General features: G+C 42.1%; 17 protein-coding genes. 11 read left to right on the forward strand and 6 right to left on the reverse strand.

The features are described 5' to 3' along the window. Positions 1-3: 3 nt before the first annotated feature. Positions 4-261, forward strand: a complete 258-nt coding sequence (gene rpmA / locus DRF63_RS10880) for a 50S ribosomal protein L27 (protein WP_005599816.1) — start codon at positions 4-6, stop codon at positions 259-261. A gap of 34 nt (positions 262-295) precedes the next feature. Next, the gene (locus DRF63_RS10885; RefSeq protein ID WP_005599818.1) at positions 296-1,285 is read left to right on the forward strand and encodes a DMT family transporter; all 990 of its coding nucleotides are present in this window, start codon (positions 296-298) and stop codon (positions 1,283-1,285) included. A 228-nt stretch (positions 1,286-1,513) separates the two neighbouring features. Here DRF63_RS10885 and DRF63_RS10890 read toward each other — a convergent pair whose 3' ends face one another. Beyond that, positions 1,514-2,983, reverse strand: coding sequence for a surface lipoprotein assembly modifier (locus DRF63_RS10890; protein ID WP_005599820.1), 1,470 nt, complete (start codon positions 2,981-2,983; stop codon positions 1,514-1,516). Between the two features lie 115 nt (positions 2,984-3,098). Then, positions 3,099-3,908: a Cof-type HAD-IIB family hydrolase gene (locus DRF63_RS10895; RefSeq protein ID WP_005599822.1), complete on the reverse strand. Its 810-nt coding sequence runs from the start codon at positions 3,906-3,908 to the stop codon at positions 3,099-3,101. Positions 3,909-4,027: 119 nt separating this feature from the next. Between DRF63_RS10895 and DRF63_RS10900 the strand changes: the two genes are divergently transcribed. Next, entirely contained in the window at positions 4,028-4,705 is a 678-nt protein-coding gene (locus DRF63_RS10900) for a DNA utilization protein GntX (protein WP_005599824.1), read from the forward strand. Between the two features lie 434 nt (positions 4,706-5,139). On the opposite strand, the gene rsmC is transcribed toward DRF63_RS10900, so the two are convergent. Continuing rightward, positions 5,140-6,129: a 16S rRNA (guanine(1207)-N(2))-methyltransferase RsmC gene (gene rsmC / locus DRF63_RS10905; RefSeq protein WP_005599826.1), complete on the reverse strand. Its 990-nt coding sequence runs from the start codon at positions 6,127-6,129 to the stop codon at positions 5,140-5,142. A gap of 103 nt (positions 6,130-6,232) precedes the next feature. Here rsmC and DRF63_RS10910 point away from each other — a divergent pair, with 103 nt between their 5' ends. The 4 genes from DRF63_RS10910 to pdxH all read left to right on the forward strand — a co-directional run bounded on the left by DRF63_RS10910 (position 6,233) and on the right by pdxH (position 9,164). Continuing rightward, positions 6,233-6,655, forward strand: coding sequence for a DNA polymerase III subunit psi (locus DRF63_RS10910; protein ID WP_005599828.1), 423 nt, complete (start codon positions 6,233-6,235; stop codon positions 6,653-6,655). Then, positions 6,648-7,085: a ribosomal protein S18-alanine N-acetyltransferase gene (rimI, locus tag DRF63_RS10915; RefSeq protein WP_005599830.1), complete on the forward strand. Its 438-nt coding sequence runs from the start codon at positions 6,648-6,650 to the stop codon at positions 7,083-7,085. The genes DRF63_RS10910 and rimI overlap by 8 nt, the downstream gene beginning before the upstream one ends. Positions 7,086-7,107: 22 nt before the next feature. Continuing rightward, positions 7,108-8,457 carry an ATP-dependent RNA helicase SrmB gene (srmB, locus tag DRF63_RS10920; protein WP_005599832.1) on the forward strand — a complete coding sequence of 450 codons (1,350 nt, stop codon included), beginning with the start codon at positions 7,108-7,110 and terminating at the stop codon, positions 8,455-8,457. Between the two features lie 77 nt (positions 8,458-8,534). Continuing rightward, complete coding sequence (gene pdxH, locus DRF63_RS10925) at positions 8,535-9,164, forward strand: pyridoxamine 5'-phosphate oxidase (RefSeq protein WP_005599834.1); 630 nt, start codon at positions 8,535-8,537, stop codon at positions 9,162-9,164. Positions 9,165-9,237: 73 nt separating this feature from the next. Here pdxH and DRF63_RS10930 read toward each other — a convergent pair whose 3' ends face one another. From DRF63_RS10930 to DRF63_RS10940, 3 genes are all read right to left on the reverse strand, one after another. After that, positions 9,238-10,875 (reverse strand): ABC transporter substrate-binding protein, encoded by a 1,638-nt coding sequence (locus DRF63_RS10930; RefSeq protein WP_005599836.1) that lies wholly within the window; start codon positions 10,873-10,875, stop codon positions 9,238-9,240. Between the two features lie 189 nt (positions 10,876-11,064). Then, complete coding sequence (locus DRF63_RS10935) at positions 11,065-12,546, reverse strand: aldehyde dehydrogenase family protein (protein ID WP_005599838.1); 1,482 nt, start codon at positions 12,544-12,546, stop codon at positions 11,065-11,067. A gap of 205 nt (positions 12,547-12,751) precedes the next feature. Continuing rightward, entirely contained in the window at positions 12,752-13,321 is a 570-nt protein-coding gene (locus DRF63_RS10940) for an acetate uptake transporter (protein WP_005599840.1), read from the reverse strand. Positions 13,322-13,562: 241 nt separating this feature from the next. Between DRF63_RS10940 and DRF63_RS10945 the strand changes: the two genes are divergently transcribed. Genes DRF63_RS10945 through DRF63_RS10960 form a run of 4 tightly spaced genes read left to right on the forward strand, consistent with a single transcriptional unit; the run spans position 13,563 to position 19,360 of the window. After that, the gene (locus DRF63_RS10945) at positions 13,563-14,327 is read left to right on the forward strand and encodes an ABC transporter ATP-binding protein (protein ID WP_005599844.1); all 765 of its coding nucleotides are present in this window, start codon (positions 13,563-13,565) and stop codon (positions 14,325-14,327) included. Further along, a complete protein-coding gene (locus DRF63_RS10950; RefSeq protein ID WP_043991937.1) occupies positions 14,327-15,280 on the forward strand; it encodes an iron-siderophore ABC transporter substrate-binding protein in 954 nt (317 codons plus the stop codon). The genes DRF63_RS10945 and DRF63_RS10950 overlap by 1 nt, the downstream gene beginning before the upstream one ends. After that, on the forward strand, positions 15,274-17,226 hold the full coding sequence (gene fhuB, locus DRF63_RS10955; RefSeq protein ID WP_005599847.1) for a Fe(3+)-hydroxamate ABC transporter permease FhuB: 1,953 nt from the start codon (positions 15,274-15,276) through the stop codon (positions 17,224-17,226). Before DRF63_RS10950 ends, fhuB begins: the two co-directional genes overlap by 7 nt. Positions 17,227-17,272: 46 nt before the next feature. Continuing rightward, positions 17,273-19,360, forward strand: coding sequence for a TonB-dependent siderophore receptor (locus tag DRF63_RS10960; RefSeq protein WP_043991938.1), 2,088 nt, complete (start codon positions 17,273-17,275; stop codon positions 19,358-19,360). Positions 19,361-19,390 lie beyond the last annotated feature (30 nt).

A 19,390-nucleotide genomic window follows, 5' to 3' on the forward strand; every position in this document is an offset into this window, starting at 1 on the left:
TAGATGGCAACTAAAAAAGCTGGTGGTTCAACTCGTAACGGTCGTGATTCTGAAGCTAAACGCCTTGGTGTTAAACGTTTCGGTGGCGAATCTGTATTAGCAGGTAGCATCATCGTTCGTCAGCGCGGTACTAAATTCCACGCTGGTAACAACGTTGGTATGGGTAAAGACCACACTTTATTCGCAACTGCTGACGGTAAAGTTAAATTTGAAGTGAAAGGCGAGAAAAATCGCAAATACGTAAGCATCGTTGCTGAGTAATTCATTTCGATAGATTTGAAATAAAACCCCACAAATGTGGGGTTTTTTCTTACCTTTTTTCCAACCTTATCAAAAATCCATGAAACAACAACCCTTACTCGGCTTCTTATTTTCTTTGATAGCCATTTTTATGTGGGGAATGCTACCGCTTGCGATTAAACAAGTACTAAAATCACTCGATTCTCAAACAATTGTCTGGTTCAGATTCTTAGTCGCAACGCTCGGCGTTTTCGCCATACTAGCTTTTGCAAAAAAATTACCTAATTTAACCGCTTTCTTCCGACAATATCACAGACTATGGTTAATCGGAGTTATTGGATTGTCTTGTAACTTCTTTTTATTTAATCTTGCTTTAAATTATATTCCGGCGGCAAACAGCCAAATTCTTAGCCCGCTTTCTTCGTTCGTGATGATCATACTCGGTGTCGTCTTGTTTAAAGAAACAATCGGTATTCATCAAAAAATCGGCTTTGTACTCGTCATAGTCGGGTTAGTTATGTTCTTTAATAACCGCTTTGCCGACTTAATCGCAATGAACAGCTATGCATTCGGCGTATTACTCGGTATTTCTGCAAGTCTGATTTGGATCGGTTATAGTTTGTCGCAAAAAATAATGTTGGCACATTTTAGCTCACAACAAATTCTGTTACTGATTTATTTCGGTTGTACCTTAGTTTTTACGCCTTTTGCGCATATGGGGGAACTCGCTAAATTGAATCTCACGACTTGGGGCTGGCTAGGTTTTTGTGGCATTAACACGGTAATTGCTTACGGTTGCTATGCCGAAGCATTAAACCGCTGGGAGGTTTCTAAGGTAAGTTTAATGATGACGCAAATTCCGATTCTTACTATTATGCTTACCGCATTAAGCCATACGATTGCACCGGATTTGTTTGAAGCCCCCGATCTTAACGGATTAAGCTATATCGGAGCGATTACGGTGGTTTCCGGCGCAATGCTTTCCGCAGTCGGACATAAATTATTCTATCGTAATCAGTTAAGAAAGAAATTAGATAAAAAGTGATAGGAATAATTATACAGCAAAGACTTTTACTAGGATTTTCTTGTGTATTATTTGTATTAGGCATAACTTTTTCACTCAACATAATTGGGAATCCTAGTATGAATTTGTTCAGTTATATCGGTGCGATGTTAGCTGCGGTCGGAGATAAATTATTAGTAAAAAAGTAGAAAAATAAACCGCTTGTATCCCCTACAAGCGGTCTGTTTTTAAGCGAAATTTGCAATAAGGTTAGAAGCGTTTGCTAAATTCAATAAAGACTCGGTGTTTATCGTAGCTGTAAAAGACGTGGCTACTTTTTACTTTATTGAAGCTATAAGTTAAGCGGGGTGTGATTCCCCAATAGTGAACGGCTCTATGCCAAATACTGGTGTTGATGCCGTATTCTTTGTTACGTTGTGTCACGCCGAAAATAGGAAGCGGCGCTTTATAATTTTTTTGCGCATAGCTAAGCGATATGCGGGTTGAAAGTCCTAAGCCCCATTCTTGTCCCCAACCTAAGCTAATGCCTCGACGTACATAGCTATTGTCTTTATCTCGTGTCGCGGTACGATTGTAATTTAGATTACCGAACCAATACTGTTTGGCATTGGCAAGATAAGTTAAGCCGCTTGAAACGAAATGATAATTACCGTTCAGATGTTTACGATCCATATAGCGGACTTCGGCATACTCGTAGTTGGTATTCCATTGCCATTGAGGAGAAAGCCAATAGCTGGTTTCAAGCGTTGCGCCGCTCGCTTTAGAAAAACGTTTAACCGATTCGTTATTTTTAGAACCGCCTGCATATAAGGTTTGTTCCATAAACGGTAGAAGAGTAACGTCATAGCGAGCGTTTTGATAGCCTAACCCTAAACTGCCTCTTCCGCTTACTTCGTTATATTTTTTATTATTCCAATAATATTTACCGCTCGTATTCAAGCGCAATTCGTTATAAAAACCGTTACCCCAAGACCATTTTTTACCGATATTAAAATTAAAACCGATTCCTTGTGCCGATTCCGATTTCGGCGCAATCCAGTTACCGTAGGTGGTTCCTGCTTTCGGTGCATTATTGATATTCGGATCATTGAGATAAGTCATGCCGCCGGAAAACGTCCATCTATCTCGCTGTGCGATAGCGGCGATATATTTATCGACAAGCGCCTTAATTTCATCGGGAACGTTATCGGAGCGGACTTTTTCAAATTGATCTTCCGCCGCTTCCAATTCGTTATTTTCAAAAAGCGAAACGGCGAGCTGTAAACGAGCGGCGGTCGCTTCCGAATACATCGCAAGGATTTCGCGGTAATGACGAATGGCTTCGCTATAATTACCGTGATGGCGAGCAATAACTGCTTTAGACCATTTTATAAAACCGGGGTCTTGGTATTGTATCGGAATTTGTCGGTAAAGCGGGAATAGGAAAGCGACGGTTTCGGCATTGCCCTGTAAGAGGGCAAGATTAAGTGCGTTGGACAGTAAATCCGGTCGTTGAATCAATTCCTCTTTCGTCATTGATATTTGTTTAGCGGCTTTAGTCGGTTGTGAAACGTGAGCATGACGAATCGGATTCTCAATATTGCGCGGTCTAGTGACTTCCGTCTGCACGCGTTGATCATCCAAGCGATCGGAAATTTTTTGTGGAAGATCTTCCGCAATGACGGGTAATGCGGCTAAGCCGGCGAACGTAGTGATAAATAATTTAAATCTCATTTTCATTTTTGTAGTTTAATAGTAAATTATGTAAATAAAAATGAGTGCATTATATATGAGAATGATTCTTATAAAAACAAAAATATGATAAAAAAGCTATCTTTTAGATAGCCTAATAAAATTAAATGATTTCAAGTTGTTCGAGGGCGTAAAGAATACCGTCTTGTTCGATATTTTTGGTCACATAATTCGCTCGCGTTTTTAACGCTTGTTCCGCATTGCCCATTGCTACGCTGAACCCGACGGTATCAAACATCTCCAAATCGTTAAAACCGTCGCCGAACGCCATGGTATTTTCAATACTCAAGCCGAAATATTTAATCGCATCTTCTATACCGCGTGCTTTTGAATTTTCTTTTCTGAGAATATCAACACCCGTCGGATGCCAGCGACAAACTTTTAATTCGTCCGCAAAAATACCGCTTTCTGCAACTTCTTGATCACGTGATTCGGGATAGAAAGCCAATAGTTGCACGGCGGTATGCGTTAAATAATAGTCGGGATCAACAATATAATCCGCTTTAATCGGACTAAGCGCCTCATGCACGATTGTATTATCTTCGGATACGGAGATTTCATCTTGGCTGACAAAAGCATAAACAATACCGAGAGCGGTCAATTTTTCAATACATCTTTCAACTTGCGAAGCGGTTAAAGCATATTGACTGATTAGCTGATCTTTATAGAAATTATATTGCCCGTTGATCGTAACGAATAATTCGAAATAACGTTCGTCAATTAAAGGTTTTAATGCTTTTGGCAAACTGCCGAAATTCCGTCCGGTGGCAATCGCGGTAATAATGCCTTTTTGTTTTAAACGGGGTAATACTTCCTTTGTAATCGATTCGGGAATATGCGCTTTAGATTTGATATAAAGGGTTTCGTCGATATCGAAAAATACAATCTTGATGGGCTGTTTAGGTTTATTCATAGTTTATTTCCTTATATTTAATCGGAATTGTACTTTTTTCCGATCCGTATCGCAAAAATTCTTCGATTTTTCTTTATTAAATTTGATAAAACATAAAGCGTTTTATCAAGGAGAAGAAGATGAATAAATGGGATTTTCGTTGTATCGAATGTCATAAAAGATTACAGATTGCGGAACACGGTATTTGTAGTCGTTGTTTAAAAAAATTAGATATAACGCCTTATTGCGGTTGCTGCGGTTCGTTGTTAGTCGATAATCATCGTTATTGCGGAGAATGTTTGAGGAACGAGCCTAAATGGCATCGTATGGTACGGGTTTGTCGTTATAGCGCACCGATGACGGATTGGATCCATCGGTTTAAATTTCAAGGACAATATTGGTTGGATCGCGCACTTGCCCGTTTACTTTTATTAGCCATTAAAAATGCGCAACGCGAACACGGTTTGATTTTACCGGAAGTGATTTTTCCCGTTCCGCTTTATTGGTTGAGATATTGGAAACGGAGCTTCAATCAAGCGGAATTATTAGCGACTTATTTAGCGAAATGGTTAAATATTCCCATAGATACGCAAAGTTTAAAGCGGATACATAATACCAAGTCGCAACGAGAATTAACCGCCGTACAACGCCGTTATAATTTAAAAGGTGCTTTTTATTATCAACCTATATTTCCTTATCGGCGAGTTGCAATTATTGATGACGTAGTCACGACGGGTTCGACATTAAATGCAATTTGCAGCGAACTATTAAAACAGGGAGTAACGGAAATTCAAGTTTGGACATTAGCAAGGGCTTAAGTTTTAACTACAATATAATAAGGAGTATTTCTTCAAATATATTGTAATATATTGAGTGAATCTTTACGCTATAATCGATATTATTACTTTTCTGTCTTGTCTAACCAGTGTTGCAAAGATAATTTAAATTATTATAATGTTTTTGAATTCTTTACTTTTTGCTTCTTGTAATATTAACGTTATCTATAAATTATTGATATGCAACCGTCAGTTTTTTGAGAAATGTTATTATTATATTTTAAGTAAGCGTAGAATTCCCTCCCGTATATATTAAGCGATTGTTATCCGGTCGTTTAATATTAATATGGAGATAAGCGTAATGAATTAGCCGCACTTAGACGGTTTTTAATGATTGAAACGTTAGAAACAGGAGTGTCAGGTTGTTTTAAAAGACGGTTGAAAAGGAGCTTCTGACCGTCTTTTTGTAAGAGAGGTTATGCTTTTGCCGAATACACTTTAAATTTGTTCGATTTGGCGATAACCTGATGCGAGCCGAAAGCTTTGTCCAATAAATCCGGATAAGGTAAGAAAGCGTTCGCCACAATAAGCAGTTCTCCGCCGCGATTTAAACGCTGTTTCGCTTGCGCAATTAAATCTTCCACCGCGCGATAAGCGGTATCAATCCCATCGTGAAACGGCGGATTAGACACAATCAAATCAAAACGTTCTTCAATATGCGAAAAGACATCGCTTGCCACTACAGTGCCTTCCAGTGAATTTTCCGCAAGTGTATGGCGTGAGGATTCCAACGCCATTGCGTGAATATCTGACATAGTTAATTTAATCTTTTCAAATTGCTGTTTGAGGCTTGCTCCAATCACACCGGCTCCGCAGCCGAGATCCAATACTTTGCCTTTTAAACGATCCGCTTTATTAAATGTGGAAAGTAATAATTGTGTGCCGTCGTCTAACTCCGCCGAGCTGAATACCGCCGGTAAAGCGAAGATATTGAGATCTTGCAAGCGGTAAGATTTCCAGAATTTTTTACCATCAAAGTCCGGTACGCTTTGCAACTCAAAATGATATAACCCGCAGCGACGAGCCGAGTCAATTTTGGCAATATTGCCGTAAGGTTCAAGTAATTTTTCTACCGAACGTACACCGGCACGGTTTTCACCGATAATCAACATTTCTTGCCCGACATCGACTTGTGAAAGCCATTGCAGTAATTGATATTGGCATTCCTGTTTGTTTTTAGTCCAGTAAAAAACTGCTAATTCGGCTTTAATTTCGCAATATAAGCCAAAGCTCACATCGGCATATTGGCGTGCATAATCGAAATAACTGCTAAAAACAGCAACGCTTTTCGCATTCGCTTTTATTTGATCGGCAAATCGATCTCTAACATCACCAAAAAGTAAAATGGATTTATTGGCAAATAGCGGTAAATGACGGGTTAATACTTCACTTTCAAGACAGAGCATAAATATCCTTTTATTTCTGAATATTACGGAGCGTAATCATAAAACATTTCCGCATTTTACCGACTTTTGGTACTATTCCCTACTTGTTTTTGCGAGGTATGAGATGAATCGGCGAGATTTGCTATTAAATGAGATGAATATTCCTCAATGGGTGCTGACAAAACCGCAAGTATTAAAGGGCGATGCGCAAATTCGCTTGGATAACGCGGTGAAACTGGTTGTGGTATGTGAAGAGAATCATCAAGCTAGCGGTCTGTTTTTGGATATTTTACGCACCTTGCAGTTACAGCCGAACCAATATCAATGGTTGGATGCGGAACAAGCCCAGCGTTTAGCTTTTGAACATCATCCTATTTTTTGGCTAATCCAATCAGAATTACAAGCGGTTGAAATTGCAAAAAAATTTGCAAATCAGACCGCTTGGCAGCATAGCTCGTGGAAAGATTTAACTAATGTCACAACTAAACGCCAACTTTGGCGACAAATGGCGGCATTTTGTCAGCATTTTGAGGAAAATCATGATTGAAATCATTAATGAATCGGATTTTGACCGCTTGTTTGAGATTGAGCAAGCCGCACACCTCGTACCTTGGAGTAAAGGCACGTTACTTAATAATCAAGGCGATAAATACTTAAATCTCAAGCTGACCGAACAAGATCAAATCGTGGCTTTTGCTATTTGCCAAACTGTATTGGACGAAGCGACTTTATTTAACATTGCGGTTGATCCGAATTTTCAAGCAAAAGGCTACGGCAAACGCTTATTATCCGCCTTAATTGAAAGACTGCGTGAACAAGGTATCTTAACGCTTTGGCTGGAAGTACGAGAATCCAATCTCGCCGCACAAAAATTATATGACTCACTCGGTTTTAATGAAGTCACTATTCGTAAAAATTATTATCCGACACCGAGCGGCGAAAGAGAAAATGCCATTGTTATGGCACTGTATTTATAAATAATTAGGAACATTAAATATAATGACCACTGAAACCCCATTAATGACCTTTGAGGAATTGGATTTAGCCCCTCAACTGTTAAAAGCACTAAATAAAAAAGGCTACAAACGCCCGACCGCCGTACAAGCGGAAACTATTCCGCACGCGCTTGACGGACGTGATTTACTTGGCTCGGCACCAACCGGCACAGGTAAAACCGCCGCATTTTTATTGCCGGCGATTCAACATTTGTTAGATTACCCACGTCGTAAACCGGGCGCACCACGCATTTTAATTTTAACCCCAACCCGTGAACTTGCGATGCAAGTGGCGGAAGAAGCGCAAGCTTTTGCCGAATTTACCAAACTTAGTATTGCGACGATTACCGGCGGTGTGGCGTATCAAAACCACGGCGAAGTGTTTAACAGTAACCAAGATATCGTGGTCGCGACACCGGGACGTTTAATGCAATATATCAAAGAAGAAAATTTTGACTGCCGTGCGGTGGAGATTTTAATCTTTGATGAAGCGGATCGAATGTTACAAATGGGCTTTGGGCAAGATGCGGAAAAAATTGCGGCGGAAACCCGTTGGCGTAAACACACGTGGTTATTCTCAGCAACGTTGGAGGGCGAGTTGTTAGTCGATTTTACCGACCGTATTTTGGATAACCCGTTAAAAATTGATGCGGAACCAAGCCGCCGTGAGCGTAAAAAAATCCAACAATGGTATTACCATGCGGATAACTTAGAACATAAAACCAAATTGCTTGCTCGTTTAATTTCTACGATGGAAATGGAAAAAGCGATTGTATTCGTTCGCCGTCGTGAAGATGTGCGTGAGTTAAGCGATACGTTACGTAAACGTGGCTTACGTTCAACTTATTTAGAAGGCGATATGGCGCAAACTCAGCGTAACCAAGCGATTGCTCGTTTAAAAGAGGGCGTAGTGAATGTGTTAGTTGCGACGGATGTTGCCGCACGTGGTATTGATATTGATGATGTTGATTATGTGATTAACTTCGACTTACCGTACAGTGCGGATACCTATTTGCACCGTATCGGTCGTACCGCTCGTGCCGGTAAAAAAGGATCGGCGATTTCGTTAGTTGAAGCGCATGATTACAAACTCTTAGGTAAAATCAAGCGTTATACCGAGGAGTTATTAAAACCGAGAGTGATCGAAGGTTTAGAACCTCGTACCAAAGCGCCGAAAGACGGTGAGTTAAACACTACGACCAAAAAAGAAAAAGCACGCATTAAAAAACGCAAAGAAGCGAAGAAAGAAGCGAAGAAAGAAGCGGCAAAAGCCAAAGTAAAAGTGCGTCATAAAGACACCAAAAATATCGGTAAACGTCGTAAACCGGCTTCGGAAGCGACGACATCTGCGTAATCACAAGCGGTTGAAATTTTGCAAGGTTTTGCGGAAATTTAACCGCTTTTGCTTTCTGCCTTATATAAGGAGGGAAAATGGATCTACACAACATTCGAGAAGATTATAGTAAACAAGAACTGTCTCAAGCGAATTGCCATGCAGACCCGATTCAGCAATTCGAACAGTGGCTAGAGGAAGCGATTACCGCTAAAGCGAATGAGCCAACGGCGATGAATGTTGCCACCGTTCTTGACGGCAAACCGACCAGCCGTATTGTGTTATTAAAAGAAGTGAATCCAAACGGCTTTGTGTTTTTTACCAATTATCAAAGCCGTAAAGGGCAAGCAATTGAGCAAAATCCTTATGTCGCATTAACCTTTTTCTGGGCGGAATTGGAACGTTCGGTACGGATTGAAGGGCGGATTGAAAAAATTTCAGCCGAGCAATCCGACAACTATTTTGCCGGCCGACCTTACACTAGTCGAGTCGGTGCTTGGGCGAGTGATCAGAGTCAAGTGTTATCCGGTAAAAGCGAATTGGTGGCAAAGGCGGCATTGATTGCGGCAAAACACCCGTTACAAGTGCCTCGCCCGCCGCATTGGGGCGGTTATATCGTATTACCGGAACGTATTGAATTTTGGCAAGGCAGACCAAGTCGTTTGCACGATCGTATTTGTTATCGCCTTGTGGAAGGTGCATGGCATAAAGAAAGATTATCGCCGTAAGACGGCAGAGAGATAAAAAATGGTGGGATTTCCCACCATTTTTGTTGATTTGACAGAATTAGACTAAAGACTTTTAGTCGGCTAATTTTGTACCGTACAGATAAGTGTAACCGAACGGACTTTGTTTGTAGTCTTGTACACGTTTGCTGGTCGGTGCAAAGTTAATTGAGTGTGCCACGTTAATCCACGGTGCTTGTTCTCTTAACAATGCTTGTGCTTGTTCGTAGAGTTTAGTACGTTCCGCTTTATCCGATAAGCCAAGCGCTTTATCTAATAGTGCGTCTAACTCAGGGCTGTTAAAGCGAGCATAGTTACTGTTGCCAACGTTTGCCGAACCGAATAACGGCGATAAGAAGTTATCCGGATCACCGTTATCGCCTGACCAACCGTAAGTACCGGCAGTTAATTCGCCTGCTTTGGTACGTTTAATATAATCGCCCCACTCATAGGTCACTAATTTCGCTTTCACACCGATTTTCGCCCAGTCCGCTTGAATGATTTCAGACATACGGCGTGGGTTCGGATTTGATGCGCGCACCACCGGCTGTACCCAAAGTTCGGTTTCGAAACCGTTCGGATAGCCTGCTTCTGCTAAAAGTTGTTTCGCTTTCTCAATATTAAATTCCGATTCCGCTAAGCTGTCGTTGTAGCCCCAAATAGTTGGCGGTAACGGATTTTTCGCCGCAATACCGGCACCTTGGTAAACCACATCAATAATCGCTTTTTTATCGACCGCAAGATTTAACGCTTGGCGTACTTTGACATTATCAAACGGTGCTTTTTCGGTGTTAAATGCTACATAAGCGATATTTAAACCCGGTTGTGAAAGCAATTGCACTTTCGGATCGGTTTTCATTTTTTCAATATCGGTCGCATTCGGGAAGTCGATTAAATCGCATTGACCTGCTTGTAATTTTGCATAACGAGCGGTTGCATCCGGTATGATTTCAAAAATTAAGCGGTCGAAATCGGCTTTACCTTTCCAATAATCTTTATGCGCCACATAACGGCTTGCCTGATCTAATACGTAACCGGTAAAGGCGAACGGACCGGTACCAATCGGTGTGGTGTCGATGGTTTCCGGTTTACCCGCTTTTAACATCGCATCCGCATATTCCGCAGAATAGATTGAAGTGAAATCCATCCCTAAACTTGAAACGAAGGTTGCATCACGTTTGGTTAAGGTAAATTTCACCGTATGATCATCCACTTTCTCTACCGATTTTAATAAAGTCGGGAATTTCATCGCTTTAAAGTACGGATAAGTCGCTTTTGATACCGTATGGTAAGGATGATTTGGGTCTAATTGACGGTTAAATGAAAATACCACATCATCCGCATTAAAATCACGGCTTGGGGTAAATTCTTTGTTTGAGTGGAATTTTACCCCTTTGCGTAAGTGGAAAGTGTAAGTTAAGCCGTCTTCGGATACATCCCAAGATTCGGCTAATGCCGGTTCAATTTCGGTCGAACCGCGTTTAAATTCAACTAAACGGTTATAAACTTGTTGAGAACTCGCATTGTACGAAATACCGTCCATTGCTAGTGCCGGACTGAAATATTGCGGCGAACGGCTGACGCAGTTCACGAAAGTTTTTTCGGCGGCCGGTTTAGCTGTTGTTTTACCGTCCGTATTTTTATCATCGCAAGCGGCTAAAGCCAGTACCGCTAATACGGCCGCGCTCACTTTAGTTAAATTGACTAATTTCATAGGTTCTCCAAGTAGGATTAAAATTATAAAAAGTATAATTCGGCAGAGATTACCTTGTCTGATGGTGAGAGTAAAGAACAAAAGGCGTTTCGTTATAAGAAAACGATATAAAAAGCGGTCTAATTTCCGCTAAATTTTACAAAAAACTAGGAAAATTAGACCGCTGGCTCAAGGAGATTAGGTTACTAATTAGTACATGCCTTCACGTTCTTCACGAGTACTAATGTAGATATTTTTCACTTGGGTATAAGCATCCAACATCATTTGATGAGTTTCACGCCCGATACCGGAAGATTTATAACCGCCGAACGGTGCGCCCGCCGGTAGAATATTATAGCAGTTTACCCAAACACGACCGGTTTCGATTGCTTGTGAAACACGTAACGCGCGGTTGATGTCTTTAGTCCACACACCGCCGCCTAAACCGTATTCCGAATCGTTCGCCATACGAATAACGTCTTCTTCGGTTTTGAATTTAATCACGGTTGCCACCGGTCCGAAGATTTCTTCTTGTGCGACACGACTGTTATTATCTTTCGATTCGATTAAGGTCGGCTCGACGAATTCGCCGCAAGCAAGGTTGTCGGCTAACACTTTTCTACCGCCGGTAATAATACGACAACCTTCTTCTTCACCGATTTTCACATATTTTAAGATAGTGTTAAGTTGTCCCGCATTGACCTGCGCACCCATTTGCGTATCGTCTTCCCACGGTAAACCGACTTTGACTTTCTTAAATTCTTCGGCGAGTGCCGCCACAAATTTGTCGTAAATCCCTTCTTGTACGAAGATACGAGAACCGGCGCAACATACTTGCCCTTGGTTGAATAGAATACCTTTTTGCGCACCTTCCAACGCTTTGTCGAACGGCATATCGTCAAAGAAAATATTGGCCGATTTACCGCCTAATTCTAAGGTTGCCGGAATGAGTAATTCCGCGGCGGAAATCGCAATATGACGACCGATTTCAGTTGAACCGGTAAAGGCTAATTTATTGAAGCCTTTGTGATGTAACATATATTCGCCGGATTTTGAACCTTTACCGGTAATCACGTTTAATACGCCTTTCGGGAGTAAATGATTAATTTTTTGTGCAAAAGACAATAAGCTTAACGAAGTGGTGCTGGAAGGGTGAATGACCACGGTACAACCTGCCGCCAATGCCGGTGCGATTTTCCACGCCGCCATTAAGAACGGGAAGTTCCATGGAATAATTTGTCCGACTACACCGATCGGCTCACGTAATACGAGCGAGAGTTCTTCTTGATTGATTTGATTTAAGCTGCCTTCGCCGGCACGAATCGCACTGGCGAAATAACGGAAGTGATCGGAAGCCAACGGAATATCCGCCGCTCTGGTTTCACGAATCGGTTTACCGTTGTCCAAGGTTTCCTGCAATGCAAATAATTCACTGTTTTCATCAATCACGTCGGCGATTTTATTTAAAATCGCCGCACGTTCCGCGACTGTCGTTTTACGCCAAGATTTAAATGCTTCTTGTGCCGCTTTCACCGCCGCATCCACATCCGCATCGGTCGCATCGACAAAATGCGCTAAGACTTCGCCGTTTGCCGGATTATAAGAAGGAAGTAAATCGTTACCGCTACCTTGAGTCCATTCGCCATTGATTAATAAGCCGTAATTTTTATCGAAAACGTTAAGATCTTTCATTGCATAGCTCCTTATTGATTGTAGGACATAAACTCGTCTATATATTCGATAATATGCCTAACTTCTGAATTTGCAACGTTTTTTATACAAAAATGTTAATAAATTGTGAAAAATGTGAGCTAGATCTCAAAACAAGCGGTCTGATTTTCTGAAAAATCGGCAAAAAATAAGGACGCAGTAGCGTCCTTATCGAGATAAACATATTTTATTGTTTCGGCGCACCGATTGGTAATATCGTACGACCGAAGCTCTCATTAATGATTTCCGCCGCCGCTAAGTAGAAGGCTAATAATGCGGTTAATAAACCGAAGTTACCGCCGATATGAGTCAGTGAGTGATCGCCGGTGAAATCGCCCGCCGCTAATAAGTAGAAAGTGACGGTCAAGCTCAAGAAGATTGCCTGTAATGCGCGTGCTTTGGCTAAGGTGCCGATAAACATCATTAACGTGAACGTGCCCCAAGCCACTAAGTACCAACCGATAAACGGTGCGGTTACGCCTTCAGCGAAGAACACTTTGAATAATGCGAATGACCACCAAAATGCGCCGTAGCTGGTAAATGCGGTAAAACCGAACGTATTACCTTTTGAAAATTCAAACATACCAGCAATCATTTGTGCCGTACCGCCGAAAGCAAAGCCCATCGCAAGCACTAAGCCAACGTTTTCGCCACCGAAGGTGCCGTTATTGATTAAGCTAAGTAACCAAGTGGTTAGGGCAAAACCGCATAAACCTAGCGGGCCCGGATTAGCTGTTAAAGCGTTATGATTTGACATTGAAAACCTCGAGTCGTAATTGAATAAAAAATGTGTATATTGCAAAAGCGCAGGATTATATAGATAACTTAAATGAGTTGCTATAACTTGATGTTAAAATTGTAAAATTTTTTATAAATTTGCCCGCTTGTGAGCTGAAAATGGCGAGATCTTGAAAAAAGTCAAAAAGAACCGGAGAAACTTATTTAAATGCTAATAATTTTTAATTAGAATAGCTTCCTTTTATTTATTCGGAGCTATTGTGTTTTTAATTGAAAATGCGACTTTTACTATTCCTAGCCGAACTTTACTCCATTCGATTTCTTTGCAATTCGAGCAGGGTAAGGTGTACGGTTTAATCGGACACAATGGCTCGGGTAAATCTACATTCATTAAATTATTGGCAAAACAAGAACAAGTATCGGCAGGTAAAATTCTATTTAATCAGAAAGAACTTAACCAATGGTCATCACGAGAATTTGCCAAACAAGTCGCTTATCTTCCGCAACATCTTCCGCAAGCTACCAATCTGACCGCCAGAGAGCTTATCGCCATGGGGCGTTATGCGTGGAACGGTTTATTCGGTTCCAATAAACAAAAAGATCATGAAGCTATCGAACGAGCCTTAGCCTTAACCCATACCGAACGGTTTGCCGATCAGTTGGTGGATACGCTTTCCGGCGGTGAGCGTTCTCGCATTTGGCTGGCAATGTTATTGGCGCAACAAAGCAAATTTTTGCTGTTGGACGAACCGCTTGCCGCCTTGGATATCGCTCATCAAGTAGAAGTGATGGAATTGGTCAAAAAATTGGCGCACGAGCTGAATTTAGGTGTGATTATTGTGATTCACGATATTAATTTGGCGGCACGTTATTGTGATCAGCTGGTGGCATTGCATAGCGGCAAATTATTAGCGCAGGGTGATGCGTTTGAGATTGTAAACAGCCCGAAATTAAAACAAATTTACGGTATTGATCTGAATGTGATCGAACATCCTGAAACCAAACGACCGGTGAGTTTTTATTGATGAAACGACTTATTTTTTTACCTCGGAACACACAGAAAAACACGGAAAGTATATGTTGTATTTTTCGTGAGCTTCCGTATTTCTCCGTGGTTAAAACATTAGCGGTCATTTTTGGGCTTTTTTTTGCAATGTCTTGCGGGGTGAAGGCAAAATCTTTTGCGACCTTGGATTGGACGGTTGCCGAAACGTTAATCGCTTTAGGTGAGAAGCCGGTGGCGGTCGGTGATGTAAAAAGTTATCAGCAGTGGGTCGGTGAACCGGCGTTACCGCATGATACTTTAGATCTCGGCGTGCGAATGCAGCCGAATCCGGAACAGATTCTTGCCTTAAAACAGGGCGATCACGATTTGCATTTTATTAATAGCAGTTTTTACGCCCAAGCCACCACAACGCTCGAGCCGTTTTCTACTGTGACATTAGTCGATTTTTATACGGAAGGCGATGCTTGGCAAAATATTGTGAATGCCAGCCGTAAAGTAGCGTTTATTGCTGATAAACAAACGGAATTTGAGCAGCTCATGACCAACTATTGGCAAAAAATGGATGAAATTCGACCGCTTGTTCAGCCTTATTTGGAGCGCCCGATTGCCTTGGTACAGTTTATTGATACACGCCATTTACGCATTTATGCCGCAAACAGCCCATTTGGTGCGGTGTTATCACAACTCGGCTTTCACAATGCATGGGGCGGTTCGCAAAATGCGTGGGGCTTTGAGACGATTGATGTTACTCAGTTAGCTAAACTTGCGCCGAATAGCCGTTTAGTAGTGGTAAAACCGTATCCGGCGAATATCGGTTCCGCCTTGCGTTACAACACCTTATGGCAATATTTAGCCATGGCGAAAGATCCGTTAATTTTACCGGCGGTGTGGACATTCGGTGGTATTCCTTCCGCCCAACGCTTTGCCGAAATGTTTGCTAACGGATTATTGCACGGAGGCGAACAATGGTAAAAGCGAGCAAATTCTTATTCAGCGGATTAGCCGTGCTATTTTTCGGACTGTTGCTGACCGTATTAATGCTACAACTGCCGGACGGAAGCGGGTTGGTTTCGCTCTTTTTGCCGAGTGAAAATCTGGAACTATTGCTGATTCAAAGTTATAGCTTACCGCGTATTGTGATGGCATTACTTGCCGGCGGAATTTTAGGTTTAGCAAGCTTATTATTACAGCAAGTGATGGCGAATCCGTTGGCATCGGATAATACGCTTGGCATTAGTAGCGGTGCGCAATTCGCCTTATTTTTAACCGCGATTTTTTTACCGGATTGGTTGGAATACGGCTCAAGTGCGGTCGCATTAATCGGTGCGGCACTCAGCCTGATTTTAGTGTTGAGTTTGGCGATGCGAAAAACAATGTCGCCCTTATTGTTGATCCTTGCCGGCTTAGTGGTAAATCTCTATTTCGGTTCGTTTTCCGCATTAATGATGCTGTTTTATCCGGAAGAATCGCGAGGTTTGGCGCAATGGGGCGCCGGTTCTTTAGTGCAAGAAAGTTGGCGGGATTCGTTATTGCTGATTGCTCAAGCGATACCTGCGATCTTGATTATTAGTTTATTGATTCGTCCGCTCACCATTTTTGCATTAAATGATGCAAATGCGCAGAGCTTAGGTGTGCCGGTAGCAAAATTGCGAGTGCTCGGTGTATTGATCGCGGCATTTTTAATTGCGGTTGTGGTGGCGAAAGTCGGTATGTTGGGTTTTATCGGCTTGGCTTCGGCAACTATTGTTCGCCAACTGCATATTCGCCGTTTTAGTCATCAACTATGTACTGCTTTTGTACTGGGGGCGTTATTGTTGGCGAATACGGATTTGCTGTTACAGTTATTTGCCTTTTTTAGCGGGATTCATTTACCGACCGGTGCGGTGGTCGCATTATTAGGTACGCCGTTGTTGCTTTGGCTGATGTTTAGTGCATTGCCGCATACCGGACGTTTACAGCAAACGGATTCGCAAAAAATTCGTCAATTTCGACCGCTTGTTCTTATTTTGATACTCGGCGGTTTAGCCTTGACAATTTGCTTAGCGTTATTTGTCGGCAAAGGCATCAACGGCTGGCAATGGACGCAACAAAGCGAGTTAATTGCATTGCGCTTGCCTCGCTTAATGGTAGCAATAGCGGTCGGGATTTTACTGTCGGTCGCCGGTGTGATTTTACAGCGTTTGACTTTAAACCCGATGGCAAGCCCCGAATTATTGGGGGTGTCTTCCGGCACATCAATGGGGGTTTTAGCCGCTTTGTTTCTGTTTGGTGTGCAACAAACCGAATGGTTTTGGTTGGCAGGGATTCTTGGTGCTTGTGCTGCATTATTGGTATTAACTGCAATCAATCAGCGCAGCGGTATGTTGCCGGAAAAAGTATTGCTGACTGGTATTGGCTTATCGGCATTATTTGATACTCTGCAACGTTTAGCGATTGCCAGTGGAGACCCTCGAGCCAATCAGCTGATTACGTGGACATCCGGATCAACGCAAAATGTTACTAATGAAATGGCTATCGGCTTGCTAGCGGTCAGTTTTGCACTACTTTTTGCAAGTTTGATTTTCAGCCGTTGGCTCGCCTTACTGGCGTTACAAGCGCCGATGGCACAATCGCTCGGTTTAAATTTAAAACAGGTTCGCTGGAGTTTAATTTTATTTAGTGCGTTATTAACGGCACTAGCGACCTTGGTTATCGGTCCGTTAAGTTTTATCGGTTTACTTGTACCGCAAATGGTACGCTTTTTAGGGGTAAAAAAAGCTCCGCAACAGATTTTGATCTCAGCTTGTTTGGGCGGATTGATCATGTCACTTGCTGACTGGCTCGGCAGACAGCTATTGTTTCCGTATGAAATTCCGGCAGGCTTAGTCGCCACATTAGTTGGTGGAACTTATTTCTTATTAATGCTAAGAAGAGTTTAACCTTCACAATTTAAAAAATTCTTAACAACATTTTAGGGTGAATAAAATGAAAAAAACATTTTTCTATTCGACAGTCGCTTCGGCAGTTGCCTTAGCAATCTCACCGGCAATCGCACAAGAAACCGCGGTATTGGATGAGGTGTCGGTGGTTTCTTCCGGTTCAATGTACAAAATGGGCGAAGTGCCGGTACATCAAGCGAAATCAGCGGTTGCAATCAGCCGTGAAGATTTGGATAAACAAGATGTGAAAAAAGCGGACGAAATCGGGCGTTATCAGGCTGGTTTTGCGAACCAAGTATTTGGCAACGATACCAATACCAACTGGTTCCGAGTACGCGGAGAGGAAGTTTCGCAAGCCGTGGACGGCTTACCGACTTTTAGCTACGGCTTTTTTACACCTTACGTAGAAACGTTCGGTTTAGAAGCGGTAGAGGTGACTAAAGGCGCAGACTCAATGACGTTTGGTGCGGCAAATTCAGGCGGTTTAATTAACTATGTTACTAAGCGTGCGCACCGAGATCAAATCGGTCGTGGTGAATTTAAAACGAATTTCGGCAGCAATAATCTGTATGGCTTTGGTGCGGATTATACCGGCAAAATTACCGATGATGAAAATGTTCGCTATCGTGTCGTAGCTTCATTAAACCATACGGACGGTGAATGGAAAGATACCGATAATAAAACGGTTTATATTGCGCCGAGTCTTGAATGGGATATTTCAGATCGTACCCGTTTAAGTATTTTAACTAGTTATCAAAAGGATAGCGGCACACCAAGTTCTAATTTCTATCCGCAAGAAGGGACGTTACGTGCATTGCCGGACGGTTCATACTATAGCCGAAACGTAAACTTTGGTGATCCGGTAAATAATCATGAAGAGAATAAACAATACAGTATCGGTTATGAATTAAGTCACGATTTCGGCAATGGCTTGCGCGCAAACTCAAGCTACCGTTACAGCCATGTAGAAAATAATCACCGAGGCGGCTACATTTATCCGTCTGCGTATGCGGCGGATTGGTCGGCAGTTGCGCCAAGTGCTAACGGCTATAATGTATCGGGTCAAACCGTATTTAATCAAGGTAAAGCGATTTCACATTCAACCGATAACCGTATTAGCTGGGATTTCAAAAATGATTGGTTAAAAAATACGGTGGTAGTCGGTACGGATTATCGTCATAACAAAGTGGACGCTCAATATAGCCTATATGCGTTAGGTTATACGGCAAATTTACGTGATTATCGTGCAACTTGGAACCAAACTGGGACACCGGTTGGCACGGATACGCATATTAAATCTCGTCAGCTAGGTTTCTATTTACAAAATCAGGCTCGTATTGCGGATAAATATCTCTTAGGTTTTGGTATTCGTCATGATCGTGCCCGTCAAAACGAATATACCTCTGATCAAACGGTTAAAAACAATCATACTTCATATTCCGGCTCATTAATGTATGAAGGCGCATACGGTTTAAATCCATACTTTAGTTATAGCGAATCGTTCCGCTTACCAGTCGGTTTAAGCGGTAATCAGTCGCTGTATGATCCGAATATCACTCGCCAATATGAACTTGGGGTGAAATATCTACCAACTTGGTTAGACGGCGTGATTACACTTGCCGGATTCCGTGCGAAAGATACCGGTGCATTAGTGAATAATGGCACCGGTGCAACGATCAGTAGTGCCGATCCAATTTATCGCAAGGGCTTTGAGCTGCAAACGGATGTGAACTTAACTGAGAATTGGAATGCAACCTTAGCTTACACTTATACGAAAGCGGAAAGTGAAGCGGCAACCGGTGAGAAAACTCGTCAGTCATTGATTCCGACTAATACTTTAGCGGCTCGTACTGCTTATAGCTTCACTGATAGCGTATTAAACGGCTTAACGGTGGGAGCGGGTGTACGTTATTTAGGGCATAGCGTCACTTCAAAAGGCTCGCTCTATTCACACGTTCGTTTGCCAAGTGCAACGGTGGTGGATTTAATGGCTCGTTATAATATCAATCAAAACTGGTTGGCACAGCTTAATGTGGATAACGTAGGCAACCGTAAGTATGTCGCTGCTTGTGACTACTACTGCTACTATGGTGCGGAACGTAAAGTCAATGCCACAGTAAGTTACAAATTCTAATTTGCAAAACCTATTAAAAGAGCTGATAAT

Source organism: Actinobacillus pleuropneumoniae, assembly GCF_003290385.1.
Taxonomy (GTDB): domain Bacteria; phylum Pseudomonadota; class Gammaproteobacteria; order Enterobacterales; family Pasteurellaceae; genus Actinobacillus; species Actinobacillus lignieresii.